Origin of the sequence: Chryseobacterium sp. RLHN22, from assembly GCF_051011795.1 — a bacterium.
GTDB classification, from domain to species: domain Bacteria; phylum Bacteroidota; class Bacteroidia; order Flavobacteriales; family Weeksellaceae; genus Chryseobacterium; species Chryseobacterium zhengzhouense.
Genome location: NZ_JBPCHW010000005.1, coordinates 144,408 through 171,307 on the forward strand (window position 1 = coordinate 144,408; position 26,900 = coordinate 171,307).

The following is a 26,900-nucleotide window of genomic DNA, read 5'->3' on the forward strand; positions in this document are numbered from 1 at the left end:
AAAAAAATATTATGATTATTAATGTCCTGCTGATTTTAATCTTGCTTTTTTCGATTGACAATGTTAGAAATCATTCCAACATACTTAAGTATCATTGTTTCCGGCAAAAAATGATCAAATAGTATTTTGCTAAAAAAACCATGTCCAACAAAAATTTCATTTCCGTCAATTTCTAATTTTATACCTTTATTATCAATTGAAAATATTTCACGTTTGTCGTATGTAAATTTCTGGAGATATTTCTGAAGTTCTTTTGCTGTTGACCAAGATGCGTCTACACCTAAATCATTAGAAAATTTAATGAAATTGTTATAATCTATTCCGATAAATACTTTAATTCTACCAAATACTATATCCATAATTACATCTTCTGGAAAAGGTTTTAAAAAAATCGGTTCACAAATCATAACTCCTCGGCTAGACATCAGATCGATAAAAGGAAAAGGATCACAAAGCTGCTCCATTGCAAATTGTCCATATACTCGCCAATCATTCTTATATACACCAATGTGCACGATTGCACCGACGCAGGTGTACGCCCAATCCTGAGACTTAAGTTGACTCAGTAATCCAAGAAGTTCCATATGGTAAGTATCTATTTGAAAATTATTTTCAACAATATGTATGTTAGTATCTTTATATTTGGGATCTGGACCGCTGTTCTCCTTTACAATCTTAGCAGCTCGTTCTGTTTTACCCTTTTGTGATACCATTCTCTTCATTTGTTTGATAAATTTATCTTCAAACTCCTCAGATAATTTCTTTTCATTAAAATCATCATCTGTAAGTTTTCGGTCATTTATAATATCAATAGCTTTGAAGTTCATCTCGCCAGACTTTATTTCTGATACTTTTATTCCATCATTATCTCTTATTAAACAATCTCCTAACTGAATATTATTGGTAATATCAGCAATAAGACAAAATGCATCTGGATCTTCATTAACACGATCAGAGAAATCAACTACATGTGAAAAAGCTTTATCAGACAAATCTTTAGCACCTGTTTCTCCCGTATAAAATCTGCGATACAAATAATGTTCACCATTTAACATTTGCCAAGCAATTGTATCAGCAAGATTTCTATAAATACTATCTTGGTACTCTATATTTTTTGAATTTAAAATAAGTTCATCAGTTCTATTTTTATTGCCTTCTCTGCGTGCGGTTTTTAATAAAACTTGATTCTCTTTTGCTAGAATTTGAAGTGATTTTAATTCAGTCAAAATTTTCTTTTGACCAGACTTAAAACCGGCTATAATCTCTCGATGAATTTCCTTTAATTTATCACTGTCTATCTCTTGCCCCTCCTGTTTAAATTTAAGCTCATACCTAACGTCATGATAAATATCTCTAACCTTTTCTTCAAAAGCCCTGTCTTCTTTTAATTCCATATTTTAATCAATTATTTCATCTATATTAGATTGTCTGAAGGTTTTAATAGGCCTACATCCTCAGCAATATCCTGCATAAATTTGCTCAATGGGCGTTTATGAATATCTGATATATCCCTATAATTACCTAATATAATTCGGTTAATTGAAACCTCATCAACACCAATTGCAGAATATTTTTCTTCAAGCAATTTTCTATAAGAATCGTCATACATTTCACTCTTTAGGATTAATTCTTCAACAATGTCAAGCTGTGTTTCATAAATTTTTTTTATATGAAACACATCATTAAAAGTATGTTTTCCTTCTTTTACAACAGGTTCAGTAAAATCTATTTCAATATCATCAATTTTTTTTGATGTCAGGTAAGTCGCTTTTGAACCCTTTGTGAGTGCAAACTTAAAATTAGATTTTAACAATTCTTTATTATTATCGCTGTAAAAATTAAAATCTACTTCTTTTATGCCCTTAACATTATTGCAGGATTTACATGCAGGATAAAGATTAAAGAGACAAATGCTTAACCAAGGATAGACATCTTTTGGCCAATAGTGGTCTAATTCAAATTTAGCTAAAACTTTTTTCTCTGTCTCAATTGATAATGCAAACTGAGAATTACAATAGATGCATGTCTTTACACCGAGATCCCGAAAATATTTTGGATAAAAGCTTCTTCGTAAATAAGTATAATTTAAAGCATTAACAATATCATCTTTGATGGAACTAGTTCTTGTTGTCCATATACCCTGTTCATCTTTTACTTTAATTTTAGGAACATCACCAATTTGTATTTTGTATTGATCAAGAACAGAAGGTAAATCGGTTAATATCCCCTTATTTTTGTTAAAGCAATCGATGATTTTATCTAGGTAGTCACAATCATTAACATCTTCCGTTTTAGTCTTAAGATGCTTCAGTTTCTCAAAGCCTCTTTCGTATTGATTCTTAATATTTTTTAAATATTTTTGTTGGACAGCTTGTACCTCACTAATTTCTATAGAAATCATTTTTATTCATTTTGTAGTTTTTGAAGCATCTCTATTTGTTGTTCAATAAAAGACTTTTTTTTCTTTGGAAATACTTCGGAGTAAAATTCTACTAAACTTTTATAAAGAACAGGCTCACCTACAAGCCCAATCAATTCTTTACATTCTTTCTCTGTTAAAAAATCATTCATATCAAAATCTTTGAATTCATCTTCTTTAATAAGGATTTTTTTTATATTTTTTATTTCAGACAATTCATTTAAGCCAGATTTAATGATAATTGCATGAATTTTTAGAGAATTAATTACCTGTTCGATTTTTTGACGTGCATACTCTCCAAAGAAACCCTTTTCTAACATAAATTCTTTCCGAAGCAATTCATGAATATTTGACGCAAAAGTTTGACGATTTTCTGCACTTCCGTTAAGGCTATCTTCAGTTAATCTTAAGATATTCTGTAATGGGATATCCGAAAGTATGAATGGAGAATGTGTTAAAATACAGACATTGATAGCTTCAATTTTTCCTGGTCGTAAATTCTCAAAAGCTTTGATCATATCTGAAATAAACCGGCGTTGCATTTCTGGATGGTAATACAACTCCATTTCATCCAGAACTATATTTATATTTGGATAAGCAGGTCGCCTCCTAATCTTTTTCGTTTCTGAATTATCCTCAGATTTGTGAACAGATTCAAGATTATAAAGATGGTACATAATAGCATTCACATTGAATATCATTTGCTGCTCTCCCGAACTCATTGCACTTAATCTTATCTTCTTATGATTCCGTTCTTGAAATTCAAAATCTATATTAAAAAAGCTGGGAAGAGCATATTCTATGAGTTCTGAAGGGCCAAGTTCATTCTCAGGTTTAAATAAATCAATATAGTTAAGAAGTTCTTTTGGAGAAAGATGAATTTCTAATCCACGACCTCGTTTTGTATTATTCCAAATAGGATTTAGTTCTTCTATGCTCCGGCATAAATAGTTGGTTGTCTGTTTTATTTTTTTAGTGATATGACTATCCTCATCTTCTAAAAACTGATTTAGATCAAAAATAGAATCGTTAGTTTTCTGAAATAAGAAGCCATATTGGTCAGCTACCTTACCTATTTTTCGGTTGAGGTAACTTAGGGCTACGTGTGCGTGAGGAAGTTCTCTACTACTTGAAGGTACTTTATAACGCCTCTCGATGATTGATGCATAAGGTAACTTTTTAAAATCATGTTCATCGACTAAATTATAAAGGTGTGGAGATTTTATGGTAAAAATAAAAGATGAAATTTTGTATTTATCTAAAATCCAGTTTTCTTTTTTATTGACCAAATCATAAATTAATGTTGACATTAAACGTTCATTAGAAAGTTTAATTTCATGATTGATATTAAAATTACCTTCGTCACGCATTGGATTAAGAACCAATGGTGTTCTATACGCATCATTTTTATGAAAAAGTTTATTGACCCATAAACCCATAACTTTTGAATTCAGACCATGGTGCGAATAATTAAGGGAAATTGTATAAAAGAGGTTTTTTAAGTTTGGTTCCGAATTAGATTCGATTTTTTTTTGTTCAATATGATCTGTAAAATTAAAATACTTGATCTCACCGGATTTAATCTGGATTTCTCTTATTTCATTCTTTATTTCATATATCACTGAAACATTGAATTTAGATTTGAAACGTTTTTCTTTCTCAATAGTCTGGATTATTAAATTCTCAGTGTCACTAATTTTACTTTGCAGTCTTGCAGCAATCCGTTTAACGAGATCCTTATCAGATGGGATATTATCTATGTCAATATCAAGTCTGTACCGACGGACCAACTGAAATAAATAGAGATTAAGTCCCTTATGACCTTCACGAACAAATTTAGTCTTTGAGGACAAGCCATAATCTTTAAAATTCAGATATGAAACACTTTCACAGAGGTCAAATAATACCCCTTTTAAATTCTTTAACTCAAATTCTAAATCAACTGTGGGACTTTTCAGTAATGTATTTCCATAAAACTTCTCCTGAACAGCTAGCCTGTATATAACCTGATATAATAATTCCATTAAAGTACTCTTTCCAGTGCCGTTCTTCCCTATTACAGAAGAAATACTCAAAGAAATCCCGTTACTTAAATTATAAAGATGATCAGGAAGTGTATTCCTATCTAATTTGACTATACTTTTTATCTCATCTCCCGAATCTTCTAATTCAATGGCATAGTTCTTATAAAATTGGTAAGGATGACCAATCTTTAATTTTTTAGAAAATTCACTACTACATCCTTTTAAAGGAGTGATGGCAATTAGTTTAAATTCAGACATTTTAATTTAGAAATCACTAATTTACAAAAAAGGCAATTATATATTAGTGTACGTTTAATTTTAATAGCTTTTGAACTCCATCTGTAAGAAAATAATTATATCACCAAGTAATTTATTAGAAAAAGTTCAAATGCAATTACAGATTTTTTAATTTATTTTTATATACCAAATTATCACTCACATACCTTTTAACACTTTCAAAATACTGTCAATATCTGCTAATAAATGGTTTCGATAGAGTCCTGTTAAGTTCACAAATATCCAAACGAAGCTTTCAATTAATTTCCCGTACTTTAGATACCAAATTTTGAGTTATCTTAATCTTCACTCAAAATACTTGACTCGCAAATTCTATTTTGAATACTTCATTTGTTTAATATAAGAGTATAAGAATTGTGTCCTAACAAAGTTAGCAACTCCAAAATTGAATTTATAATAACAGCTACACATAGCTGTCGGTAAGAGAAGAGTTATTAGTTTTCTGAATGGTTATTAAAATACATTACACGTATAGTTCGCAGTAATGACATATTAAACTCGTTTTAGAAGAGTTCTATTAGCATTTAATCGATATTAATAATTATTAATCACCTTTCTTGTGCTTATGTGGCTTCAGTGTTGGATCATTTTTAGGTGTTTCCTTATTATCTCTTTGACGTCTGTCCGGCTTACCTGTTGATTTAGCAATTCTCTTAGGTCCTGTTTTAATTCCCATATTATATTTTTTTAACTTACTCAAATTTAAATATTTAAATCTAAAATTAACAAATAAATTTTAAAAAAAAGAAAGTGATTCTCTTAGATAAGTTAGAAGGTTTGACAAAATGATCCAACTACATGGACTAAACTAGAACGGAAAATTGATATTGGTGATAATATAGAACTACCATTATGTACCCACATAAGAAGTCAGTATCAAAATGAACAATTTTATTTTAGATTTCGGAATCAAGCTATTGTTTTAAAGTTCCAAAACGACAAAGATGAAAGTTCTAAATCAATGATTATTGTAATGTTAACTTACTACCTTGTTTATAATTTAAAGACAGTAGTTAAAAAGATCGAAATTAGCTAACTGCTTCAAAATCTTATTTTTAATTACAGGACATTTTTCCACATTGATATTAAAGACACCATATCGAGTAATAGTTATGACCCTAATCAATACTATAAATGATTTTTACCTCTATGAATTGCTACCTTTATACAACTATTTGAGATATTTTTATAATTAATATTTTAGAATAAACTTTCACTATGATACTATACCTTGACTTAAACATATTTGATAGATTGGAAAAAATTGATTTACTGGATGGAAATCAAAAGGATGAATATCTTGAATTATTAAATTTTGTTTCTAACAACAACATTGATGTTCCCTACTCCAATGCACATCTAAATGATTTATTATGAGGTTGGAAAAAGAATCCTACATATATTGATGGACATCTAAAAAACATACAGAAATTAACAAAAGATTTGTGCATTTGTCAGTACTGGGGAGAAAGGAATGTATGGTGGCATAAAAGAGATATTTTTGAATTTTTCAATTCGAAAAAAGATGAATTAGATATTTTTGATGAAACTTTAGATGAACTTTTCGATTTTGGTTTAGGTGATAAAAGTCCTATCCATTTAACGAAAAATATTCCTCTACCTTATGAGTGGGTGTCTAAAATCGTTAAAGATAAGTTTGCCCAATTGATGTTTCCAACAACAATTCAGGAAAATTCATTGTACAGTTTGTTTGCTGACTTATACAGTTTTCAAATAAAGCTTAAGTCAGACTACAGCTTTTATAAAATTTTTAAGGCTCAATTATCTAAAAATATTTCTTCCTTAAAAGGGAACAAAGATGTCGTTAATTACATGAGGAACAATGATCAAATTCCTAAACATTTGAAAAACGATTTTTTCTCAATTGCTGAAACCTACAAACCAAAATTTGAAATTAAAAAGAATGACAATGAATCCTACTACAAAGTAATTGAAACATTTTACACATTTGACTTGCAAGGATATAAAAGTGATGCCAATTTTAATAATATGTTTGATGATGGGCTACATACATTCTATGCCTCACATTGTGATGTATTTATAACAAATGATGACAGGTGTAAATATAAGGCTGAAAAAACATTTGAAAAATTAAAAATAAAAACTTTAGTAATAAAATCTAATGAAATTGATCAAATTAGTAACCATACATGAGTACATTTAAAAAACTTTCAGCGAGTGTAGAATTGAAAACAAATTCTTCTATTTTCAACTGTTTTAATTTTACATTTTAGTAATTTAGTTATTAGCCAATCTTTGTAGTGCAAAGCTTTCGTAAAATAAACAGCAAACAACTATCATTAAATTATTTAACATTATTATGGAGCCCGTATCAATAACAATAATATCATATGTAGCTTTGAAATTTATCGACCAATTTCTAAAAGAAGAAGGATATGGAAGATTTAAAAAATGGTTTTTCCCTGAAACAAAATATAAAAATCAACTTACCAAAGTAATATACAGTACGATTGAAGAATATAATAGTTTATACCCAGATAAAATACGAGGTGATAAATTTCCTTTTTTTCATTCTCAAGTTTTGTTTGAAGAGTTAAATAAATACTTGCTATTTAAAGAGAAACAACCAAAAAACAATTATTTAATTGAAAAATTTAAAGAAAATCCAAGAATAAAAGTCCCAACCACGGAGGAACTAAATAGCTTCTATACATTGTTTTCTTCCAAAGTAAAAGCGGATAAAAAACTCAAATCTATTTTTATAAATGAGAATTATAAATCCAAAATTCATGAAATAGCTGAAAGTTTAAATACAATTGAAAATAAGATTGACAAAGTTGGATTAAATGTTGCAATAATACAGTCTGTTCTTACTTTTAATCCAGATGACAATTGGTTTAGAAATCATTGTAAACAATCCATTGTTGACTTAGGAAAAAGATATACACCTGAATTAAATTTTGAGCTTGAAATAACAAAAATATTTGAGGGGCTTGGAAGAACTTATGACTTCAAAAATCTAATTACTAAACAATATGATGACTTGCTCATTAAGGGCAAAAAAATATTAAGTAAAAATGAAGAAACGAAAGAACAAATCCAATTGTTGGAAAAACAGCTTGATAGTCTATTTAAAATTTGTTCACAAATTGATTATGATGGTAGTTTAGAAATTAACTTCGAAGAAATTGAATCTAATCTACTATCAATTGAAAAATTAATTCGGGAAATAGAAAATTATTATGTAAATGAAGAGAGAAAAATACAAGAAGAAAAGAAGGATTACAAGTTCTATCACAAATATGGATATGAGTTAAGACACATAAGGGAATTTGAAAGTTCTATATATAGTTTCAAAAGTTTCATCAATAGTGCAATATGTAAATTAGTAAACAATCCTTATTTAGTATTGGATGGAGAGGCAGGAATTGGCAAATCCCATATGTTTGGAGATATAGTTTCCAAAAGAATTGAAAATAATTATGAAAGTATTTTTCTTCTCGGTCAACATTTTACATCAGACGAAAGTCCATGGGTTCAAATATTTAAGAAATTACAAATTAACAGTTCATCTAAAGATTTCTTAAAAACGCTTGATGACCGAGCTAGAGATCGTCAAAAAAAAATAATAATATTTATTGATGCAATAAATGAGGGTAGAGGAAAATATTTTTGGAACGATAATATTAAAAGCTTTATTCATGAAATAAAAGAGTATAAACATTTAGGTCTTGCATTAAGCATTCGCTCTTCGTATAAAAATCTGATCTTTCCCAAGGATGAAATAAAAGCACTAGATGTTATAGAACATAGATTATATGGATTTCGAAGTAATGAATATGAAGCAAGCAAATTATTCTTTACAAATTATAACATACAGCTACCAAATGTTCCTCTTTTACACCCCGAATTTCAAAATCCATTATTTCTAAAGCTCTTTTGTGAGGGAATATATAAGTCAGGGCAAAATAAAATCCCCGAAGGAATTCAAGGTATAACTTCAATAATTGATTTTTTTGTAAAAAACGTAAATGAAGTACTAGCAACACCAAAAAGGTTTGAGTATTCAAATGGACTGAATTTAGTTGACAAATCAATTTCTGCAATTATTCAATATAAAATTGATAATGATATAAAATATGTAGCTTACGAGAAGGCAATTGAATTAATTGAGGACACCGTATCGAAATATATATCAAAAAAAGGAACCTTCCTTGATGAACTCATTTCCGAAGGCATATTTTCTAAAAATTTATTTTGGAAACAAAAAGGTGAGTACGAGGAGGGTATTTACTTAGCTTACGAAAGATTTGAAGACCATTTATTTTGTAAGTATTTACTTACAAAATACCCTGATTCAGAATTAGAATTTAAAGACGGAGGAAACCTTTTTAAATATGTCAAAGAAGAAAATGATTTGTATTATAATCAAGGTCTGATAGACGCTTTCTCAATACAGATACCCGAAAAAACAGAAAAGGAATTTTATGAATTTGTTCCTCATTTAAAAGATAATTATTCTATCATTGAATCTTTTGTAGAGAGTCTATTATGGAGAAAAATGAATACTATTGACGAACGATCTAGAGATTACGTAAATAATTTTGTTTTTAATTATGAAGGTACTTCTAACTTATTTTGGGAAACTATTTTATCTGTATCTTCTATACCCGAACACTATTTCAACGCTTACTCACTGCACGAACATTTAATGAGCTTTTCAATGGCAGATAGAGATGCACAATGGACTGAGATTTTAAAATATAAATATGATGACGATTCGGCAGTAAAAAGGTTAATTGATTGGGCTTGGAACGAAACTGACAGAGATTATATTTCAGATGAATCTATTAAATTAGCTGGCATCACATTAGCTTGGTTTCACACATCAACTAATAGACAATTGAGAGATTGCGCTACAAAAGCATTAGTAAGTTTATTACAAAACAGATTGCATGTTTTGTTAGAAATCTTAAAGATGTTTGAAAAAGTAAACGACCCTTCGGTTTATGAAAGGCTTTTTGCTGTTGCCTATGGTTGCGCACTGAGAACGAATCAAAAAGAAATTCTTAAGGAATTAAGTGAATATATATTTGAAACAATCTTTAATAAAGATGGAGAAATATACCCCCATGCATTATTAAGAGACTATGCAAGAGGAGTCATAGAGTATACGCTCTATCTTGAACCAAATCTCCACATTAATGTGGACAAAATAAGACCTCCTTACGAAAGTGATTTTGAAGAAGAATTTCCCACTGATGAAGCAATAGATAACGAATTTGATCCTAAAGAAGAAGGTTACTGGGGAAAAGAAAAATGGGGCAATACTGCCATTTTGATGTCCATGGGTGTTGAACATGGTAGACATTCTTATGGCGACTTTGGGCGATATACTTTTCAAAGTGCCTTACGCAGTTGGAACGTTAGTTCAAATGCCTTAAGCAATTTAGCAATCAAATGGATCTTCGAAAAATACGGATACGATCCAAAAAAACATGGAGACTTTGATAGTGAAATTGGATCCGGTAGAGGAAGAGACTCAATTCCAAATGAAAGAATCGGTAAAAAATACCAATGGTTGGCATTGTATGAAATGATTGCACGGGTTTCTGATAATTTTAAAAAACATGAAGAATGGGGATCTGACTCTGATAAGGAAGAAGAATATCAAGGCCCTTGGAGTCCATATATTAGAGATATTGATCCAACAATTCTTATAAAAGATACGGCGTCTTTTGATGAAGATATCGTGTCAGATTTTTGGTGGTCTAGCAAAAATGAATTCAACTGGGATTACTCTAATTCTGACTGGGTTAAAACAAATGATGATTTGCCATCTGGAGAAAATATGATATGTGTTGTTGATAATGATAATGAAGAATGGTTAGTTCTTGAAGGATATCCCGAATGGGCAGAACCCAAAAAAATTGGAGAAGAAAAATGGAATTATGCTCACAAACGTTTGTGGTTTCAAATAAGAAGTTATATTGTTAAAGAAGAGGAATTTGACAATTTTCAACATTGGTCTGAAAAACAAGATTTTATGGGCAGATGGATGCCTGAAAGCAGAGATAGATATGAAATTTTTAATCGCGAATATTATTGGTCACCAGCCTATGAATATTTCAGAACTGAATATTATGGAGGAGAACAAGAAAGATATGTCAATGATAAAAAAACAGGAGAATTCATTACATCGGTAATTGTTCCAGTTGAAAATTACAGATGGGAGGAAGAGTTTGATAAATCAAAAGAAAATACAATCAGTTTCTTAAAACCAAGTATTCAATTGTTTAATGGAATGAAGTTACAATATTCAGACAGAGAAGGTGTATTTGCAGATGTAAAAAATGAATTAGTTTGTTTCGACACAAATGTATATCATGATAATTCAAGATCATTTTTTTTAATTAGAAAGAACGCGTTTTTAGAATATCTGAGCGAAAATAAACTGAAGGTATTATGGACTGTACTTGGCGAAAAACAGATTATTGGAGGAAGAACATTTAGAGAAGACTATGTCGGAATGCTGGAAATTAGTGGATCATATTTTATTTCTAGCGAGAACAGAATAATTGGGGATTTAAAAACCAAACTATGTTAAATAAACTATTCTAATAAATATGATCTGTACTGATGGCATAAATTTTAGGTATCAGGAAATTCAAATATTGTTTTGCAATCATCTTTCAGTACTAAAAATGCACTGAAGTTTTTACCGTTCTTGGCTTTCATATTTTTGATGATTGGAGTTTTTCTGTTTTTAATAAGTGAAGTTATCTGCATAATATTGAGCTGTACACTACAAACATTCCTATACTGAAATCAAATATAGTCCTCATAGTCAATCACTTAACGAGACAACTATTTATTAGTTGTCTCTTTTTTTTCCATAAATATCTATTTATCAAATTTTTGTAATCTGACAATTAATATTCGATATTTTACATGTAAAATACTTAGTCTGTTTGAAAAAACAGTCTGAAAGCACCACAACCGGCTTGTAATCTGCAATTCTTAAGTGTTCGAAATCTCATTAAGGTTAGAGCTTTTTCTTTCTTTTGACTTATTGTAGTTTTTTGAAACTAAGTATTGTAATTCTAATATAGCCTTATAGTATGAGTATTAAAATAGCTCCACATACAAGTCTTTTATTTAAATAAAAAAGTCTCAACGGGCATATATTAAAAAAAACATATATCCCCCACTCATTATAAAGTCTCAAAAGTCTCAGTTCAACAACCTAAAAACCACTTTACATAAACTTTTATATTGAAATCCTTTATGATTTTTTCTGTATCTGTTTCAGTATTCTACATTTTTTGAGACTGAACTATTTGTAGCTTGACTCCATTTCTTTACTTATATATTATTTTAACGAAACCCGACATCTCTGAGAAATCTATCAGAATTTGCAAGTGCAATCTTAAGGATCGCACGCCAGTAATTATCTCCCCTTCTATTCTTCAGGTCGTTGGCATCAGCAATCAATTCATTCCTCATATCAAGCAATGTCTTCGATCCAACCCTTTGTATGATCGCATCAAGTACTTCTGTAATCTCTCCTCCACTCCTGTCAGTGTAGCGGTCCAAAAGTCCAAGGGTCTCAAAGTGATTATCAATAACAGCTGCCATCTCATTGCCAATCGCACTGGTATCAAGTGAAAATCGAGCTTTTGCCACTCCTCTTCTGAATACAATTTTGCAAACTAAGTATTCTGTATTCGGAAGCTCATCATAATAATAGTTTATAATCTTTCTACTTCCTCCCACAAGCCATTCTTCACCCTTCTTATTGTTGCAGGTAGCACAACAAGGTATCAAGTTTATTGACAGAGCTGAAAACTCGGGAAAATAGAAACGTGGAAGATAATGATCAATTGTAAGAGGTTCACCCATATTACAATATTGACATTCACCCTTAAAGATATCCAGTTGCCTATCACGTACCTTCTGCTTTAATAATTCAATTCCAATTGAACCACTGTCATAACAGCTTTTTAAACTTGCTGAGAGCGTTCCTGCATAAGTCGATGCGGGTATCTGTGAAAGCGTATTGGGCAAACTGTAACGTTTATAGACTTCAAATCGTTGAGCAACTGAAGAACGGATGTTTTGAAGCGGTGTCCTATTTACCAAGTTCATTGAGTTCACAATATTGTCCCAATAACTTATTTTTCTAGTTAATGGTATCAGATTCTTCATACTTGGACTGTAAAAACATTTTTGTATTGAGGCTCAAAGGTTGACTATATTTTTCGAATGATTTTATAATCGAATCATATGATTTACTTCTCGAAAGATTACTTAGAAAAGTTCGATAATATTCATCACTGTTGATTGTATGAAAAATCCGTTGCGTAATCGAGTTAAGGTTTTCTCCAAATGTTTCAAGTCCTACTGACCTTGTACTTGATACATTACCGTGTCTTTCAACCACCACAATATCTTTAGCTGGTACCTCTTGTACAATCTGGGGTGAATGTGTTGCAATGATTGCAAAAGATTCATACCTATTTAATATCTTATTAATGACATTTATGAACAGTGATATACTATTGGGGTGTAGATGCGTCTCAGGTTCGTCAATCAGAATAAGAGAGTTTTCTGTAATATATGCAGTAAGTTCAGCAAGAACTAAAATCATAATCAATTGCCCCGAACTAAACTTTGAATAATCACTCACGTCAAATAACGAAAAAGATTTATCTTTCAGTTCCAAAAAATCCTCATCAAGAATTTCCGAAACTAATTCTTCATTGAGAATATCAGACAAATAACGACCAAAATGGTTTAGTCTACTCGAAGTTTCTAAAACACGCATAGCCTTTATAAATCGGCTATTCATTTGTTTAGGTGTCAGAAAACCCTTTCCTCCTCTAAAACCACAGTAATAATAACTAAACCCTTTTGTTTTTTCAGGTCGTGGGAAATTATCAAATAAGCTATAGGATATTGTTATAACACGGCTGAAAGCAGGCATTAATTTCGTATTAAATTCACCCTCAGCACGATAACCACTCAAAGTACTGGCTAGTCTTGCTAGATAATGGGTCTTACCAGTACCGTTTTTTCCGATTAAAACCTTTATGCGGAAAGGTAGGTTCCCCTTTTCAGTAAAATCAAAATTTATACTGTGTGGAGTTAAGGCCTTTCCAATCTGCGTCGTAAATTCGAAATCAAAAGTATTTTTCATCTTCTCACCCCTAAAAACATACCCACCTTCTCGAAAGGCTTTTTGAGCCTCACTGCTTCTCATCAACGAATCCTTAAATCCTGAAGTATGTTCAAATTCATCACGCATCCCTTTATTAATGGCGAGGTCATTTACAGCGTCCAAATAATAATCAGATACTCTTTTATCAAGTTTTTCTCTTAGGTTCAGATAATATCTGTTATCTTGTCCCAAAGAGCAATAAAAATCTTCTAATTTAGTGAAGACTTCTGGAAGATCACCTATGTCTTCATTTTTATTGAAGAACTTCGCCGTGCCAATTTGAATACCGGACTTACTATCTTCATGATAGGAAATTTTATATTGAGTTTTATAACCGTAATCATCCCAGTCATCTCTATTTAATTTAAAACATGGATATAGACTTTCATCAGTACTTCCTTTTGATTGTAAATAGAATGGAATTTCTCTCTCTTTGACCACAAGTTCCGAATCACCAAATATTTCTCTGATCAATTCTATATCATTAATTTTAGAAATCGTGGATCTGTAGCTTCCCTTATTCAGAATTTCAATTGGTTCAAAAGAACTTTCCCAATCTACTCCTAGCCACATTCCATCGCCACTGTTATGAGTTACGATTCCAACAGCATGGATCTTTAATATAGAAATTCTTCTTTCGTCAATTTTTTTTGTAAACGTAGTTTTTGCTGCGATTTTTGAGCCTATTTTAATTGTTTTGACAAGCGCATGATATCGGTCTACATGACCACTACCCCACATTCCCTCATTAAGAAATTCAGGTAACTTATTTTGGGGTGTTGATCCTGTCCAGGTAAAGCCAACGCAGTAATAACTTAGATTATTTTCCATGATAATTAGTTAGATTATTAGTTGTTTCAATATATAAAAATTACTCAAATAATATAACTAAGATAATCACAAAGCATGAAACTCTATTTGATAAAAATTTAGATGATAACATATTTAAAAGAAAGTTGAAGACAACTATTAATTTAATATTCATAACGCTCGTTTATAATAAATTAAAATTGTATTAAACAAGAATTATAAAAATTGGCACCAATATATTTTAATGTACCAAGTTTCATCTTTGTATAAATCCTATTAACTATATAAAAATTAAATACTGATCTTAAAATCCTTATGACAAAAAGGGGAACCAATCGAAGTAAAATGAAGTCAAGCGATTCCCATTTCGATTGCTTCAAATGTTTAAAATCATCTTGCAAAAAAATAACAACTATAAAAAACTAAATTCTAAATTAAGAATTGCTAAATCCTTTTTAATTTGGCTCAAACGAATTAAATCATCGACAAAAGAGTTTGAATAGGCGCTCGTCAAGGTCACTTAAGGAGACAACTATTTGATAGTTGTCTCTCTTTTTTTATAGGCATAACAAATTATTTATTAAACTTTCACAGCTTGATATTTTATGGTTCGAATTTTTTATTTGAAATCTATAACCATTTAAAATACATAATCTAAAGGTGAATAGAAAAGCAGCGTGTCCCTTCATTTCATTGAATTGTATTCAAATTTTGTGAACAGAACGTTTATTAATTGTACAGCCTAAGAATCTCCACCAATTCAGGTACGGATTTTATATTCAACTTTTCGAACAGCCTGTTTTTGTAGGTACTGATTGTCGATGAATGGAGATTAAGTTGATTAGAAATTTCTTTAAGGGGAAGACCTTCTGCAATCTTATTGGCAATTTGCAATTCGCGGTCTGATAGTGATTCAAAAGGTGAGTCTTTTGTTGTGCCGGTTAAGGATCCTAAAAACATTGCTTCTTTTACGATGTCACTGGCATATCGGCCGGTATTAAGCATCGCCCTCAAAGCAGTCTCAATTACTGATGACGAACTTTGTTTACTTAAATAGCCACCGGCGCCCATCTTCAGATAACGTATTGCGTACAACTCTTCATCCTGAGAAGAAAAAATGAGAATTCGTAAATTAGGCTGGTGTATTTTAATGTAATCGATCGCCTCCTGAACAGAACCATTAGGCATATTGACGTCCATAATGGCCAGATCAAATTCTTCTTTCAGAACTGCTTTATAAAGAGATTTATAATCCTCAACTTCTGAAACTGTTGCAGCAGGTAAGAGTCGTTTAATAGTTTGTATCAAACCCATCCTTACGATGCCGTGATCGTCTGCTACAATAATACGAACGTTTACTTTTGAAGCCATTACTCACTAAATTTACTTAAAAAGATGGAAACCGTAGTGCCTGCATTTTCAGCGGAAATGATTTGGATGTTTCCATGCATCAATGATACAAAATTTTTAACAATTTTCAAACTTAATCCTACTCCTTTCTCGCCGGCAGTCCCTTTGAATATTGGGTTACCATAGGTGTAAATTGCTGATAGGTACTTTTCATTTATTCCCGTTCCGGAGTCAATCACAGAAATTATCACCTGATCACCTTCTGTCGCTACCTGCAGGTAGATATCTTGCCCATGAAAAGAGTACTTCACTGCATTATTAAAAATTTTGTCTAATACATATTCGAGCAGTATCCGATCGGTCTCAAGAAATGCGTCAGAATCTCCTTTAAAATGAAATTTAAGATTTTTTTCTTGTAACTGAGCAGCATATTTTTCTTGTAAACAGTAAAAAAGATCAATTACCTTAATTTTCCCGGGGGTTACCTTAAAGTCCCCATATTGTGTTTTTAGCCATGCAACGCTGTCCTGAACGGTTTGCAGATTCTTCTGGGCATCGCTTTTTACCTGTGGCAATAACTTATAAAAATCTTCATTGTTTATCATCTTCTGCTCCAAAGCTTCCACAAGCCACAGAAAATTCCCAAACAGTTCTTTTGAATCATGAGACAATATTGAGATCAGTCCGTTCTTGAAATTAATTTCACTTTCCAGTCTCTCGATTTTTAATTGTAGTTCGTTAATATAGTCATTCATACGCTTAGTATTAATGCTTAAAAAATCTACTATCGTATTTTTTTAACATAGTTTACTCATCATAGTATTTGTTATAGTAACGGTTGATTAAAATGTCTTATCTTCAGACTTGCAGACAATTTTCTTTCTCACAAAGAAGAGACCTTGCCGTTGGTGCAATAATAGGTAATTCGATTGTCTTTTCCAAGACTATTTTTTTGTTTTAGTACCACATCGATGAAGACATGAATATTGAGTAAAATAGGATCAGAAACCTTCTTTTTGTTTTTTTAGCAGCTATAGCATTTACTTCGACGGACAAAGTTATAGAAATGAATCTATTAAACATGTCGTAATAAAAAGTGTATTAACAGCATATATCCGGCAGTTGGAAATTTTTTCGTACTAATTAGTTATTGAATATTTTATCTGATTTGGCTTTTATTTTCACTCATAAATAATTTTATGTGAAATTTAAATTAATAAAGAGAAGTCTGATCATGCATAAAATGAGGCTTGCAAGAAGAATGACTAAAAAAGAAGACATAGAACTATTCTTCATAGTGTACTCTTACTACGAAGTTATAAGTTGGACATTTGGAATCTTAATGATAATTTGAAAACATCACAATATGTTTTCGAATCAAATTGATCTATAAAATTCTTCTTCCGTCATTGATTTCAATTGTAAAAGGTTAGTATTGTTAAATTGCAGTAAAACTATAATAAACATTGATAGAGTAAGTCGTATTTTCCTTTCCTACCAGACTTTGAGCACCTGCAGGTGGAATGGTATATCTTACGTTCAGCTCCCGGTCCAAAACCGGGGTTCCGTTAAAAAGTATTTTTTGCGGAGTTTTGGATAAGGGAATATCTACAGAACTTCCATCCACGCCAATTTGTAGTATATTGGAATTGATATTGGTCTGCAAACCGCCTTTCTTAAAATAATTTTCGTCCGATTTTACATACATTTCAAAATTTTCGTTATTGGACAATATGATTTGGTTTGGAATCATTTGTGACTGGCCATTGGTATACTGGGCAGCTGTATTAAAATTGAAGTTTACATTTCTACCGGAACTAGGAATGGTAATCTCCGACCGAGGAAGCACCTTTAACTGAACAGCTGTATTTTGCAAACTGTTAATTGAATTATCTGCACTTATGGCATTAAGGTTCAATTCAAAAGTATAAGTTCCGGCTTCAAAAAAATTGTTCTTAAAATCTTCCGCAGAAACATATAGTTCTGGGGTGAAGTTGGTTCTGTTCCCAGCTACAACATTGAAATTAGCCGCTGAAAAATTCTGAAAATTGGCAGATAAAGCTTTGGTCATAAGCGCGGAACCATTACTACCTAGTTTAATGCTTGCTATACTTCTGGTTCCTGGGACACCTTTCGAAGAAGTGAACTGAATATTTGCGGAGGCAGCTTTCGCCCAAAAATTAAAATCGACCGTATTCGCAATTTCCGTATTATCCAGACTGAAAACCTTTGTTCCTGTTATCCGGTAATCATTCAAAGAAGATATTTCGATGTACTTCGTTAAAGACGTTGTGAGCCATCTGATAGATGAAGGAATAACTAAAATTGTTTTAAAATTACGCGGTGCAAAATCATTATAATTTTGACTGATATCCATGGTGTAATTCCCGGCTCGAAAGGCATTGGCAGCAAACTGCGAGGCAGGAATTTTAAATGTAAAATTGATATTTCCACGATTGAATCCCCCTCCAAAAAGAATGGAAGTTGGCGGTTCATACCATTTTATAGCACTTGTACTGAACGCCTGAAAGCCCGGCAAATATCCTGAAATTCCGGTAGCCGGCAACTGTCCGCCCATACTTTCTAACTGCCATAGAAGAGTGGAACCAGGTAAAGTAAATGAGGAAGAAGAATGAGTAAAATTAGGTCCGGACACAGAGGTAAATGTAGGAGCTGTTGGACCAAATCCCAAAAATGCATAATCCCAATTTGTTCTGTTGGCGTTTGTCATTACCCTTGTAGGTACAGAAGTAAATTCACTCCTGTTAAAAATGTTATTTTCAGGAATTGACAGATACACATCCTGAGCTTTTATGACTGTAGATCCGCAGAACACGGTACAAATTCCAATTAAAAAATTCCTCATCGTTTTCATACCTTTTAAATTTAAAACTTTTTCACCTTTATAGTGGTGTCTTTCTTCTTATACTCAAAAATCACGGTTTCTGGATACCCTTCTTTTGCCACCTGAATAGTTTGGGTGGGCTGTATATAGCTATATTTGTCATTTTCAATATAGAGGTCATATTTTCCGTCTTTCAGGAAAAACTCAAACTCATTTTTCTGGTTTACCACAGCTGTGTAGATCACGCCATCTTCACTCTTGGCATACACTACTATTCCGGTTACATCTGTTTCCACCTCATCGTAAGCTTGTCTAATCTCTTTTAATTTCCCACTTACCCTGATGTTTTTTACAAGGCTCACTTTGCGGTTGATATTGTTATTTACCATAATGACAGGATCTATCATCAATCGGGCACCCGCACTTTCGTTTACCTTCAGTGTGTAAATACCTTCAGGTACATTCTGAAAAACTACTTTACCGTTCTTATCTGTCATTGCAACAAAATTGTCCAGTTTCACAATTTCATTCGCAAGAACCGACTCGCCTGCTTCAAGAAGTCCATTATAATTCTTATCTTCAAATAACTGGAACGTCACTTTATGATTTCCGAGAGCCGTTGCTGCGGTAAAAGATCTTTTAATCCCCAATCTGAACTGGTAAAAATTACCACTGCTTGCGTAAGCAGACGTAGATTTATATCCCGAAAAATTAAAATAACCTGTGGCAGACCATGAAGGCGAAATTTTATATTCCAGATTGCCACTGATGTTGCTGTTTAAATTTTTATAAAGTTCTGAATAGTAAGTTCCGGCCGTAAAAGATCCAATAAGATTATTATGAAGCATCTGAAAATTATATGATGCGTACACATTATAGTTGGCAAAATTACGGTCTACATCGTAATAAGAATTTAAATCAAATACATTAATTGCGTTCCATTGTGCTGTGCCGTTGAGGGAGAAAGATTTATACCTATAAGACAATGTTGTTCTCAGGCTATTGAACCAATCGGCCTTATTGTTCTCTTTTGAATAAGAATATTCCGCCGTCCAGTTCAATCCATGAGCACCAAATGTTGTGCTTATGTTTGCTTCCATTCGGTAGGAAAAAAGTTCATGCGACGTGTAAAAATTGGCTGTTTTTTGTTTTTCGACTTTCGGAGACAGTAGGAAATTCCATTTTTTTAAAGAAAACTGGTAGCCTGACCCCAAAGCTTCTGTACTGTTGAAATAATAGCGCAGATTTGCAGTATTCCCAGATTGGATGGGTGCACTCTGGAAGCTCAGAAACTCGGGATCTATCTGCGAATTCTGATATTGAATAAAAGCACGTTGAGATTCGGAAAACTGTCGGCTGATTCTTTGATTTGAAAAAAAAGTTCCCCTTTTAATTCCCGCATAACTTTTCGTGGCAAATGAATTCACAGATTGTATATCCCATTTCCCAAATTTTCCCTCGTAATTGGCTCCCATAGAAGCTCCTGCGTTCTCATCTTTGTTCACAAGGCCTTTTTCTTGGCTCAGACCCACCTCCGTACGGATTATGTTTTTAGTGTTAATTAATAATGATACCGTTGCATTCGCCACCTGTGTATCTACGTTAAAGCGCGGATCATGGTCGAATAAATATGAGACTTTACCATTTAAGTTTTTAGAATTGCCAAAACCATATTTTGCACCCACTATGGTAGATCCTTTTGCTTGTTGGAAATAAGTACCGTACAGGTTATAATTATTTTCCAGTGCAAGAATTTCAACCTGATTATTTTCACCAAATTTAGTAGAAACTTTCCCGCCCCTTCCGAAAACCGGGTAATCGTAATCGTTACTGTTAACATTTCCCACCCGTAACACTGTATTTTTTCTCTCCAGTTCCAGCCAAGTGTCATATAGATTATAAAGACCGTCTTCATGATAGTAATCCGCACCTATATTGAAACGTGATTTCAAATTTTCATTCACACGAAATGTTGTGTTTCCCCTCAATTGAAGAAAATTGAATCCCGAGCTGTTTTCATTATAGCTCAATTCCGCAAAATTACTTCCGCTTACCGTTTCGTTTCCCCGAGCAATTTGTCTGTTGTGCGATAAAATGACTAAATAAAGTGTGTTACTTCCCACTGTTTTATTATCAAGCAGGTCCGTGGCGGTTGCATTAATATTAAATTCAGGATAAAGTGTGTTCTGTTTTCTGACTCTGATTTTAATCTCAATTGTTTGTTTTTCTAAACCTTCCAGAGATAAGGTTTGTTGTTTTGGCATCATTTCCAGACCATCAGGAATTGACTGTAAATCAATCTTAACGGTTCGTTTGCTATAGCTTTGGTTTTCTACAATCAGCAGAATTGAGGATTCGGGTACAGCAGGATTAATGAAATTTTCGTATGTAGCCGTATAAATTGCAATGTTTTTGTTATCCTCTTTATTAACGAAGAACGAGGTGCTTTCAGTTTTAGTGACCGTTGGACTGGTGTACGAAACCTGGAATTGGATCTCATTGGATCTCAGTTTCATAAAATCTACATTGGCGATCAGTTTCACAGGAAGGTTTTTAGACTGACCAGCACGTAAAGTAAAGTCGCCTTTAGGATAAAAAAGCAATCCCGGATATTTTTCCTGAGGAATGATATTCTGAATTGTAATTTCTTCAGAACTTTTATTCTCAATGACCAGGAAATTAGTAAAAGTAGAACCTTTCTCAACAGCTACACTGTTATTTTCAAAATGAATTTCTATATCCTTCTTTTCCTGCGCAAAAGCCAACGACACATGCAGAAGAACAATTGCAAAAAATAAGATTGTTCTTCTTAAGATTGATATCAGTATTCCATTTTGTGGTTTCAAGACTTAATTTTAAAATTTAAAGTTTTTTTCTCCTACTCGTAAATCATTGGACCCTGCCATTTTGATAATAGCCACTCCAAGAAAGTTTCCTGAAAGGTTCTCGGGTAAAGAAAATTGAACGGTTTGGTTGGTATCCGGAAGCATGGAGATGGAAATTGCCGGTAATTTTATTTCCTGACCGTTGTCGGTATTGGTCAGTTCAAACTCAACAGTCGCATCATTGATGGTATTTCCATCATTATGGATGCTTACTGCGACTTTTCTGTTTGCTGCTTTCTCATTATTCACCTCTGATATATTGGTAATATCCAAACTTTTTGTCTGGTTTCCAGGCGGTGTATAAAAGATGTGAAGTCCCACTTCAAATAAGGTGATAATACCAATACCATTCTGAATACGTGCCTTATCTGCCTGCTGAGGAAGCTGAGTGAAAAACAGCATACTGTTGGTAACAGCAGACTTTGAAGCGTTTGCCGGAATCTGCATGGTTATTACAATCTCCTTCGTACTTTTCGCAGGAACTGTTACAGCGTTTTCTAAGGTAGACACCCAAGAGGCATTAGAAGTTTTTGAACTGCCTGCATCAAGATAAACCTTATTTCCATCTTCCTCTCTAATCCAATCTTTATAGTTGAGATTAAAAACATAATCCTTATCTGAACTGTTTTGAAGTGTGACTGTCTTTGTCACTTTTTCTCCCGGATTACCTGTGAAAAACAGACGTGTAGGTGACATAGAGATACTTTGCGCCAGAAGTGAGGAAGAGCCTGTGAGAATAAAGAAAATGAAAAGATGAATAAGCTTGTGCATGGTGTAAACAGTTTAATAATAAAGATTCCCAAAACTACTGAAAACATAGCAAAAGGAACCTTTACAAACTAAAAATTTTATTATAAAGCAGTCGCAGTATAAGTAACAGTCTGCGTATAAGTTCCGGCCGGTTTACCTAAAATATCAGAAGATGATGATTTTACGGCAGGAATTGTATAATCTAAATTCAATGTTAAAGCGCTTCCAAGAGGAGCATTTGTCACTAAATTCTGATCTGTTGCAGATAAAACGACAGCCGTTTTTGTTCCGCCCATTGTTCCGGCAGCGGCAGCGGCTTTGATTGTTAAAACATTCACAGGAATTGTATTTGTTCCGTTTAAGAAATTAGCACCTCCTGCTTTTACTTTAACGTTAAAGTTCTTCGTTGAAGTAACTTTAAGAGAATTTGCTTTGGTAATGGTTTGATCAGAGTTGTAGTCTGCTGCAGTAGCATAGTTGAAGTCAACCGTATTACCAATGGCTGTACTTCCTGCGTCGATAGATATTACATCATTCAGGGTAATGTTTACCGTTGTAGTTGCTGTTGTATTTTGAGCTTGAACATTGTTAGTTCCTAATATAATTGCTCCGATAGTTAAAGCTGTGATTACGATTTGTTTTGTCATGGCAGTAATATTTAATTTTATTGTTATTTAATTGTTCTTTTGTATACTGCAAATCTACAGCGGCCAGGAAGGTTTCTCTGTAGTTGAAATTGGAAGTTCATGTAGTAAAATAACTACAAGGATTATCCGTCTGGTTAAAAAGAAAATCCCTCAACACTTTCTAAGCGTTGAAGGCGTATATAAATTTCTGTTATTTCTATACCTATTCTCAGGTTTTGAATTTATTGATCGGTACAATACATACAAAATCAAAGGCCTCCTGAGGAAGCCTTCGAAACACCAAATCACAAAATATTAATATGAAAAAAATAATTTATAAAGCTGTTGCTGTATAAGTAACAGTCTGCGTATAAGTTCCTGCCGGTTTACCTAAAATATCAGAAGATGATGATTTTACGGCAGGAATCGTATAATCCAAATTCAATGTTAAAGCGCTTCCCAGAGGAGCATTTGTCACTAAATTCTGATCTGTTGCAGATAAAACGACAGCCGTTTTTGTTCCGCCCATTGTTCCGGCAGCGGCAGCGGCTTTGATTGTTAAAACATTCACAGGAATTGTATTTGTTCCGTTTAAGAAATTAGCACCTCCTGCTTTTACTTTAACGTTAAAGTTCTTCGTTGAAGTAACTTTCAAAGAATTTGCTTTAGTAATAGTTTGATCAGAGTTGTAGTCTGCTGCAGTGGCATAGTTGAAGTCAACCGTATTACCGATTGCAGTACTTCCCGCATCGATAGATATTACATCATTCAGGGTAATGTTTACCGTAGTTGTTGCAGTTGTGTTTTGAGCCTGAACATTATTAGTTCCTAATATGATTGCTCCGATAGTTAAGGCTGTGATTACGATCTGTTTTGTCATGGCAGTAATATTTAATTTTATTGTTATTTAATTGTTGTTTTGTATACTGCAAATCTACAGCGGCCAGGAAGCTTTCTTTGTAGTTGAAATTGGATATTCATGTAGTAAAATAACTACAAGGATTATCTGTCTGGGTAAAAAGAAAATCCCTCAAACTTTCTAAGCGTTGAAGGCGTATATAAATTTCTGTTATTTATATACTTATTCTCAGGTTTTGAATTTTATTGATCGGTACAATACATACAAAATCAAAGGCCTCCTGAGGAAGCCTTCGAAACACCAAATCACAAAATATTAATATGAAAAAAATTTATTTATAAAGCTGTTGCAGTATATGTAACTGTCTGCGTATAAGTTCCGGCCGGTTTACCTAAGATATCAGAAGATGATGATTTTACGGCAGGAATCGCATAATCTAAATTCAATGTTAAAGCGCTTCCAAGAGGGGCATTTGTCACTAAATTCTGATCTGTTGCAGATAAAACGACAGCTGTTTTTGTTCCGCCCATTGTTCCGGCAGCGGCAGCTGCTTTGATTGTTAAAACATTCACAGGAATTGTATTTGTTCCGTTTAAGAAATTAGCACCTCCTGCTTTTACTTTAACGTTAAAGTTCTTCGTTGAAGTTACTTTAAGAGAATTTGCTTTGGTAATGGTTTGATCAGAGTTGTAGTCTGCTGCAGTAGCATAGTTGAAGTCAACCGTATTACCAATGGCTGTACTTCCTGCGTCGATAGATATTACATCATTCAGGGTAATGTTTACCGTTGTAGTTGCAGTTGTATTTTGAGCCTGAACATTATTAGTTCCTAATATGATTGCTCCGATAGTTAAGGCTGTGATTACGATTTGTTTTGTCATGGCAGTAATATTTAATTTATTGTTATTAATTGTTGTTTTGTATACTGCAAATCTACGGTGGTGATAAAAGTTTCTTTGTAGTTGAAATTGGAAGTTCATGTAGTAAAATAACTACAAGGATTATTCGTCCGGGTAAAAAGAAAATCCCTCAACACTTTCATATTGAGGGATTTTCTTTTGAAAAAATTAGTGTTGTTTATAATGCAGTGGCAGTATAAGTTACTTTTTGTGTATAAGTTCCCTGTGGTTTTCCCAAAAGTACTTTTGATGCTTTTTCGGCTGAAATAGAGTAGGTAATATTTAAAGACTGTTTGGCACCTGAATTTGCATTACTTACCAGCACCTGATCAGCTGTAGATAAAGTGACTTCATTCATGGTTCCCACTACACTTCCACCCGGTATTGCTTTTACCTGTAAAACATCTACCGGAATTAGATTTGCACCACTAACAAAATGTGTACCCTCAGATTTTACTTTTACATCAAAATTTTTGGAGGAAATGATGACTAAACTGTTGGGAACAGTTACATTTTTTGATGAATTATAATCTTTTGTGCTCCCATAATTAAAATCTACAGAGCCTTCTGAAGCAGCAGAACCTAAGTCCATTGCAATAACGTCTGATAAAATAATATTTACTGATTTACTAACCTGTTCAGAATTTTGTGCCAGAACCAGATCGGTTCCTAAGGAGATTGCTCCCAAAGACAACGCAGCGATAAAGATTTGCTTTTTCATGATTTGGATGATTTAAAGGGATTGCAATAAATATTGTTATTCAAAATTGATTGTGCTAACAAATATCATTACCGTCAAATCTAATAACATTATCTGACATGACCAAAATTTTCATTATTATTAACTAACTAATTATCAGTATGAAGATATCTTTAACACTCAATACCGAAGATTTTCCATTAATTTTAACTAAAAAGCTCTATTACATCTGCAATCGCATACTTTAGACTATATTGTTGCCAATATTTCCATTGTCTTCTTTTCTTTGTCCGATATTGCTTTTAAAATTTCCGATGCCTGTTGAATATATTTAAAGTCTTTTGTTTCACCTACTTTTTCGAAGAGTTGAGAAACTGATGTCCAAAGTTCCGCTATCTCAAGAAACGCTTCATGTCCTTCCTTTAATTTGTCAAGTTTTAGCAAGTCGTAACTTTCTTTTAAAAAATCACGATACAGATTTCTGAATAATGCACCACCTGTTCCTGCTTTTTCCATAAGCATTGCGGATGTTTTAAAGTCGTTTTCAACGTCTTTACTTGTCTTAAACCACTTGACAATTTCAGAGCTGGTTTTATATATTCCTTTGTAACCGATATTTGTAATGGGTGGATGTATATATTCTGTTGCATTATTTTTAATTGCCGTAATTATCGCCGTCTTTAGGTCATATTCTTTATCTGTTTTGTGCAAAGTATAATACAAATTTTTAGATGACATAGGTCCTTTTTCTGCTCTTGCCAATGCCAGACTTTTCAAGCTCGTTTTTACTAATCCGCCTTGTTGTTTGGTATCTACCAGGAAAGCATCATCGTTGTCGTAACCATAAAGTGCTGTATAATGTCCTGCAAAATGAAATGGACGTGAAAAATATTCTAGATGAAAACAATCTAATTTTAAGCCGACAACTTGTCCATTATCAATCAGTTTTTTTACATTATCCCAGGCTTTTTGAGTTGATGAAGTCTCTTTCACTCTCAGCTCAAGGTTTAGATTTCTGGCAATATTTTCAGTTAATAAATCCGGCTTTATTCTCCCGCCAACAAATGGAAAATCCATTGTTTTCATATTCCAGAAAATAAAACCCAATCCTTGCCCAAGTCCGAACAACATTGGTTCTGAAAGTTCAATTCCAAGTTGTCTCAACAATGTTCCGGTTGCTGTTGTTTCGCAATGTTGTCCGTCAAATGCTTTTAAATTCTCGACTTTCATTTTT

General features: G+C 32.7%; 18 protein-coding genes and 1 pseudogene. 2 read left to right on the plus strand and 17 right to left on the minus strand.

All coding sequences use genetic code 11. The features are described from left to right. Positions 1 to 35: 35 nt before the first annotated feature. The 4 genes from ACR1PN_RS07130 to ACR1PN_RS07145 form a co-directional block, all read right to left on the minus strand. Positions 36 to 1,394 carry a hypothetical protein gene (locus ACR1PN_RS07130; RefSeq protein ID WP_433979460.1) on the minus strand — a complete coding sequence of 453 codons (1,359 nt, stop codon included), beginning with the start codon at positions 1,392 to 1,394 and terminating at the stop codon, positions 36 to 38. 20 nt (positions 1,395 to 1,414) lie between these two features. After that, positions 1,415 to 2,401, minus strand: a complete 987-nt coding sequence (locus tag ACR1PN_RS07135; RefSeq protein ID WP_433979461.1) for a hypothetical protein — start codon at positions 2,399 to 2,401, stop codon at positions 1,415 to 1,417. A gap of 2 nt (positions 2,402 to 2,403) precedes the next feature. Next, entirely contained in the window at positions 2,404 to 4,701 is a 2,298-nt protein-coding gene (locus ACR1PN_RS07140) for a hypothetical protein (RefSeq protein WP_433979462.1), read from the minus strand. Between the two features lie 583 nt (positions 4,702 to 5,284). Next, positions 5,285 to 5,440 (minus strand): hypothetical protein, encoded by a 156-nt coding sequence (locus ACR1PN_RS07145; RefSeq protein WP_433979537.1) that lies wholly within the window; start codon positions 5,438 to 5,440, stop codon positions 5,285 to 5,287. Positions 5,441 to 6,183: 743 nt separating this feature from the next. On the opposite strand from ACR1PN_RS07145, the gene ACR1PN_RS07150 reads away from it, so the two are divergent. Together ACR1PN_RS07150 and avs2 are read left to right on the plus strand one after the other, a co-directional pair. Next, on the plus strand, positions 6,184 to 6,915 hold the full coding sequence (locus ACR1PN_RS07150; RefSeq protein WP_433979463.1) for a hypothetical protein: 732 nt from the start codon (positions 6,184 to 6,186) through the stop codon (positions 6,913 to 6,915). Positions 6,916 to 7,081: 166 nt separating this feature from the next. Further along, entirely contained in the window at positions 7,082 to 11,329 is a 4,248-nt protein-coding gene (avs2, locus tag ACR1PN_RS07155) for an AVAST type 2 anti-phage system protein Avs2 (protein ID WP_433979464.1), read from the plus strand. A 44-nt stretch (positions 11,330 to 11,373) separates the two neighbouring features. Here avs2 and ACR1PN_RS07160 read toward each other — a convergent pair. The 13 genes and pseudogenes from ACR1PN_RS07160 to ACR1PN_RS07220 all read right to left on the minus strand — a co-directional run. Next, positions 11,374 to 11,532 (minus strand): annotated as a pseudogene (locus ACR1PN_RS07160) (topoisomerase C-terminal repeat-containing protein); the annotation flags it as partial. A gap of 567 nt (positions 11,533 to 12,099) precedes the next feature. Beyond that, the gene (locus tag ACR1PN_RS07165) at positions 12,100 to 12,930 is read right to left on the minus strand and encodes an HNH endonuclease (protein ID WP_433979465.1); all 831 of its coding nucleotides are present in this window, start codon (positions 12,928 to 12,930) and stop codon (positions 12,100 to 12,102) included. After that, positions 12,905 to 14,773 (minus strand): ATP-dependent nuclease, encoded by a 1,869-nt coding sequence (locus tag ACR1PN_RS07170; RefSeq protein WP_433979466.1) that lies wholly within the window; start codon positions 14,771 to 14,773, stop codon positions 12,905 to 12,907. The genes ACR1PN_RS07165 and ACR1PN_RS07170 overlap by 26 nt, the downstream gene beginning before the upstream one ends. A 708-nt stretch (positions 14,774 to 15,481) precedes the next feature. After that, complete coding sequence (locus ACR1PN_RS07175) at positions 15,482 to 16,123, minus strand: response regulator (RefSeq protein WP_433979467.1); 642 nt, start codon at positions 16,121 to 16,123, stop codon at positions 15,482 to 15,484. After that, the gene (locus ACR1PN_RS07180; RefSeq protein WP_433979468.1) at positions 16,123 to 16,857 is read right to left on the minus strand and encodes a sensor histidine kinase; all 735 of its coding nucleotides are present in this window, start codon (positions 16,855 to 16,857) and stop codon (positions 16,123 to 16,125) included. The genes ACR1PN_RS07175 and ACR1PN_RS07180 overlap by 1 nt, the downstream gene beginning before the upstream one ends. A gap of 683 nt (positions 16,858 to 17,540) precedes the next feature. Then, a complete protein-coding gene (locus ACR1PN_RS07185) occupies positions 17,541 to 18,968 on the minus strand; it encodes a hypothetical protein (protein WP_433979469.1) in 1,428 nt (475 codons plus the stop codon). Between the two features lie 20 nt (positions 18,969 to 18,988). Further along, positions 18,989 to 21,793, minus strand: coding sequence for a hypothetical protein (locus ACR1PN_RS07190; RefSeq protein WP_433979470.1), 2,805 nt, complete (start codon positions 21,791 to 21,793; stop codon positions 18,989 to 18,991). Positions 21,794 to 21,802: 9 nt separating this feature from the next. Continuing rightward, positions 21,803 to 22,603: a hypothetical protein gene (locus ACR1PN_RS07195; RefSeq protein ID WP_378182363.1), complete on the minus strand. Its 801-nt coding sequence runs from the start codon at positions 22,601 to 22,603 to the stop codon at positions 21,803 to 21,805. Between the two features lie 80 nt (positions 22,604 to 22,683). Continuing rightward, the gene (locus ACR1PN_RS07200; protein WP_378182359.1) at positions 22,684 to 23,229 is read right to left on the minus strand and encodes a peptidoglycan-binding protein LysM; all 546 of its coding nucleotides are present in this window, start codon (positions 23,227 to 23,229) and stop codon (positions 22,684 to 22,686) included. A gap of 313 nt (positions 23,230 to 23,542) precedes the next feature. Further along, complete coding sequence (locus ACR1PN_RS07205; protein WP_378182359.1) at positions 23,543 to 24,088, minus strand: peptidoglycan-binding protein LysM; 546 nt, start codon at positions 24,086 to 24,088, stop codon at positions 23,543 to 23,545. Between the two features lie 314 nt (positions 24,089 to 24,402). Then, positions 24,403 to 24,948, minus strand: coding sequence for a peptidoglycan-binding protein LysM (locus ACR1PN_RS07210; protein ID WP_433979471.1), 546 nt, complete (start codon positions 24,946 to 24,948; stop codon positions 24,403 to 24,405). Positions 24,949 to 25,144: 196 nt separating this feature from the next. Further along, a complete protein-coding gene (locus ACR1PN_RS07215; RefSeq protein ID WP_433979472.1) occupies positions 25,145 to 25,687 on the minus strand; it encodes a peptidoglycan-binding protein LysM in 543 nt (180 codons plus the stop codon). A gap of 228 nt (positions 25,688 to 25,915) precedes the next feature. Next, the gene (locus tag ACR1PN_RS07220) at positions 25,916 to 26,896 is read right to left on the minus strand and encodes a BtrH N-terminal domain-containing protein (RefSeq protein WP_433979473.1); all 981 of its coding nucleotides are present in this window, start codon (positions 26,894 to 26,896) and stop codon (positions 25,916 to 25,918) included. Between the last annotated feature and the right edge of the window lie 4 nt (positions 26,897 to 26,900).

What these genes read in the sequence shown, in the direction of transcription:
- ACR1PN_RS07130 (WP_433979460.1), bottom strand. Translation starts at nt 1,394, where the DNA reads ATGGAATTAAAAGAAGACAGGGCTTTTGAAGAAAAGGTTAGAGATATT.
- ACR1PN_RS07135 (WP_433979461.1), bottom strand. Translation starts at nt 2,401, where the DNA reads ATGATTTCTATAGAAATTAGTGAGGTACAAGCTGTCCAACAAAAATAT.
- ACR1PN_RS07140 (WP_433979462.1), bottom strand. Translation starts at nt 4,701, where the DNA reads ATGTCTGAATTTAAACTAATTGCCATCACTCCTTTAAAAGGATGTAGT.
- avs2 (WP_433979464.1), top strand. Translation starts at nt 7,082, where the DNA reads ATGGAGCCCGTATCAATAACAATAATATCATATGTAGCTTTGAAATTT.
- ACR1PN_RS07165 (WP_433979465.1), bottom strand. Translation starts at nt 12,930, where the DNA reads ATGAAGAATCTGATACCATTAACTAGAAAAATAAGTTATTGGGACAAT.
- ACR1PN_RS07170 (WP_433979466.1), bottom strand. Translation starts at nt 14,773, where the DNA reads ATGGAAAATAATCTAAGTTATTACTGCGTTGGCTTTACCTGGACAGGA.
- ACR1PN_RS07175 (WP_433979467.1), bottom strand. Translation starts at nt 16,123, where the DNA reads ATGGCTTCAAAAGTAAACGTTCGTATTATTGTAGCAGACGATCACGGC.
- ACR1PN_RS07180 (WP_433979468.1), bottom strand. Translation starts at nt 16,857, where the DNA reads ATGAATGACTATATTAACGAACTACAATTAAAAATCGAGAGACTGGAA.
- ACR1PN_RS07185 (WP_433979469.1), bottom strand. Translation starts at nt 18,968, where the DNA reads ATGAGGAATTTTTTAATTGGAATTTGTACCGTGTTCTGCGGATCTACA.
- ACR1PN_RS07195 (WP_378182363.1), bottom strand. Translation starts at nt 22,603, where the DNA reads ATGCACAAGCTTATTCATCTTTTCATTTTCTTTATTCTCACAGGCTCT.
- ACR1PN_RS07200 (WP_378182359.1), bottom strand. Translation starts at nt 23,229, where the DNA reads ATGACAAAACAAATCGTAATCACAGCTTTAACTATCGGAGCAATTATA.
- ACR1PN_RS07205 (WP_378182359.1), bottom strand. Translation starts at nt 24,088, where the DNA reads ATGACAAAACAGATCGTAATCACAGCCTTAACTATCGGAGCAATCATA.
- ACR1PN_RS07210 (WP_433979471.1), bottom strand. Translation starts at nt 24,948, where the DNA reads ATGACAAAACAAATCGTAATCACAGCCTTAACTATCGGAGCAATCATA.
- ACR1PN_RS07215 (WP_433979472.1), bottom strand. Translation starts at nt 25,687, where the DNA reads ATGAAAAAGCAAATCTTTATCGCTGCGTTGTCTTTGGGAGCAATCTCC.
- ACR1PN_RS07220 (WP_433979473.1), bottom strand. Translation starts at nt 26,896, where the DNA reads ATGAAAGTCGAGAATTTAAAAGCATTTGACGGACAACATTGCGAAACA.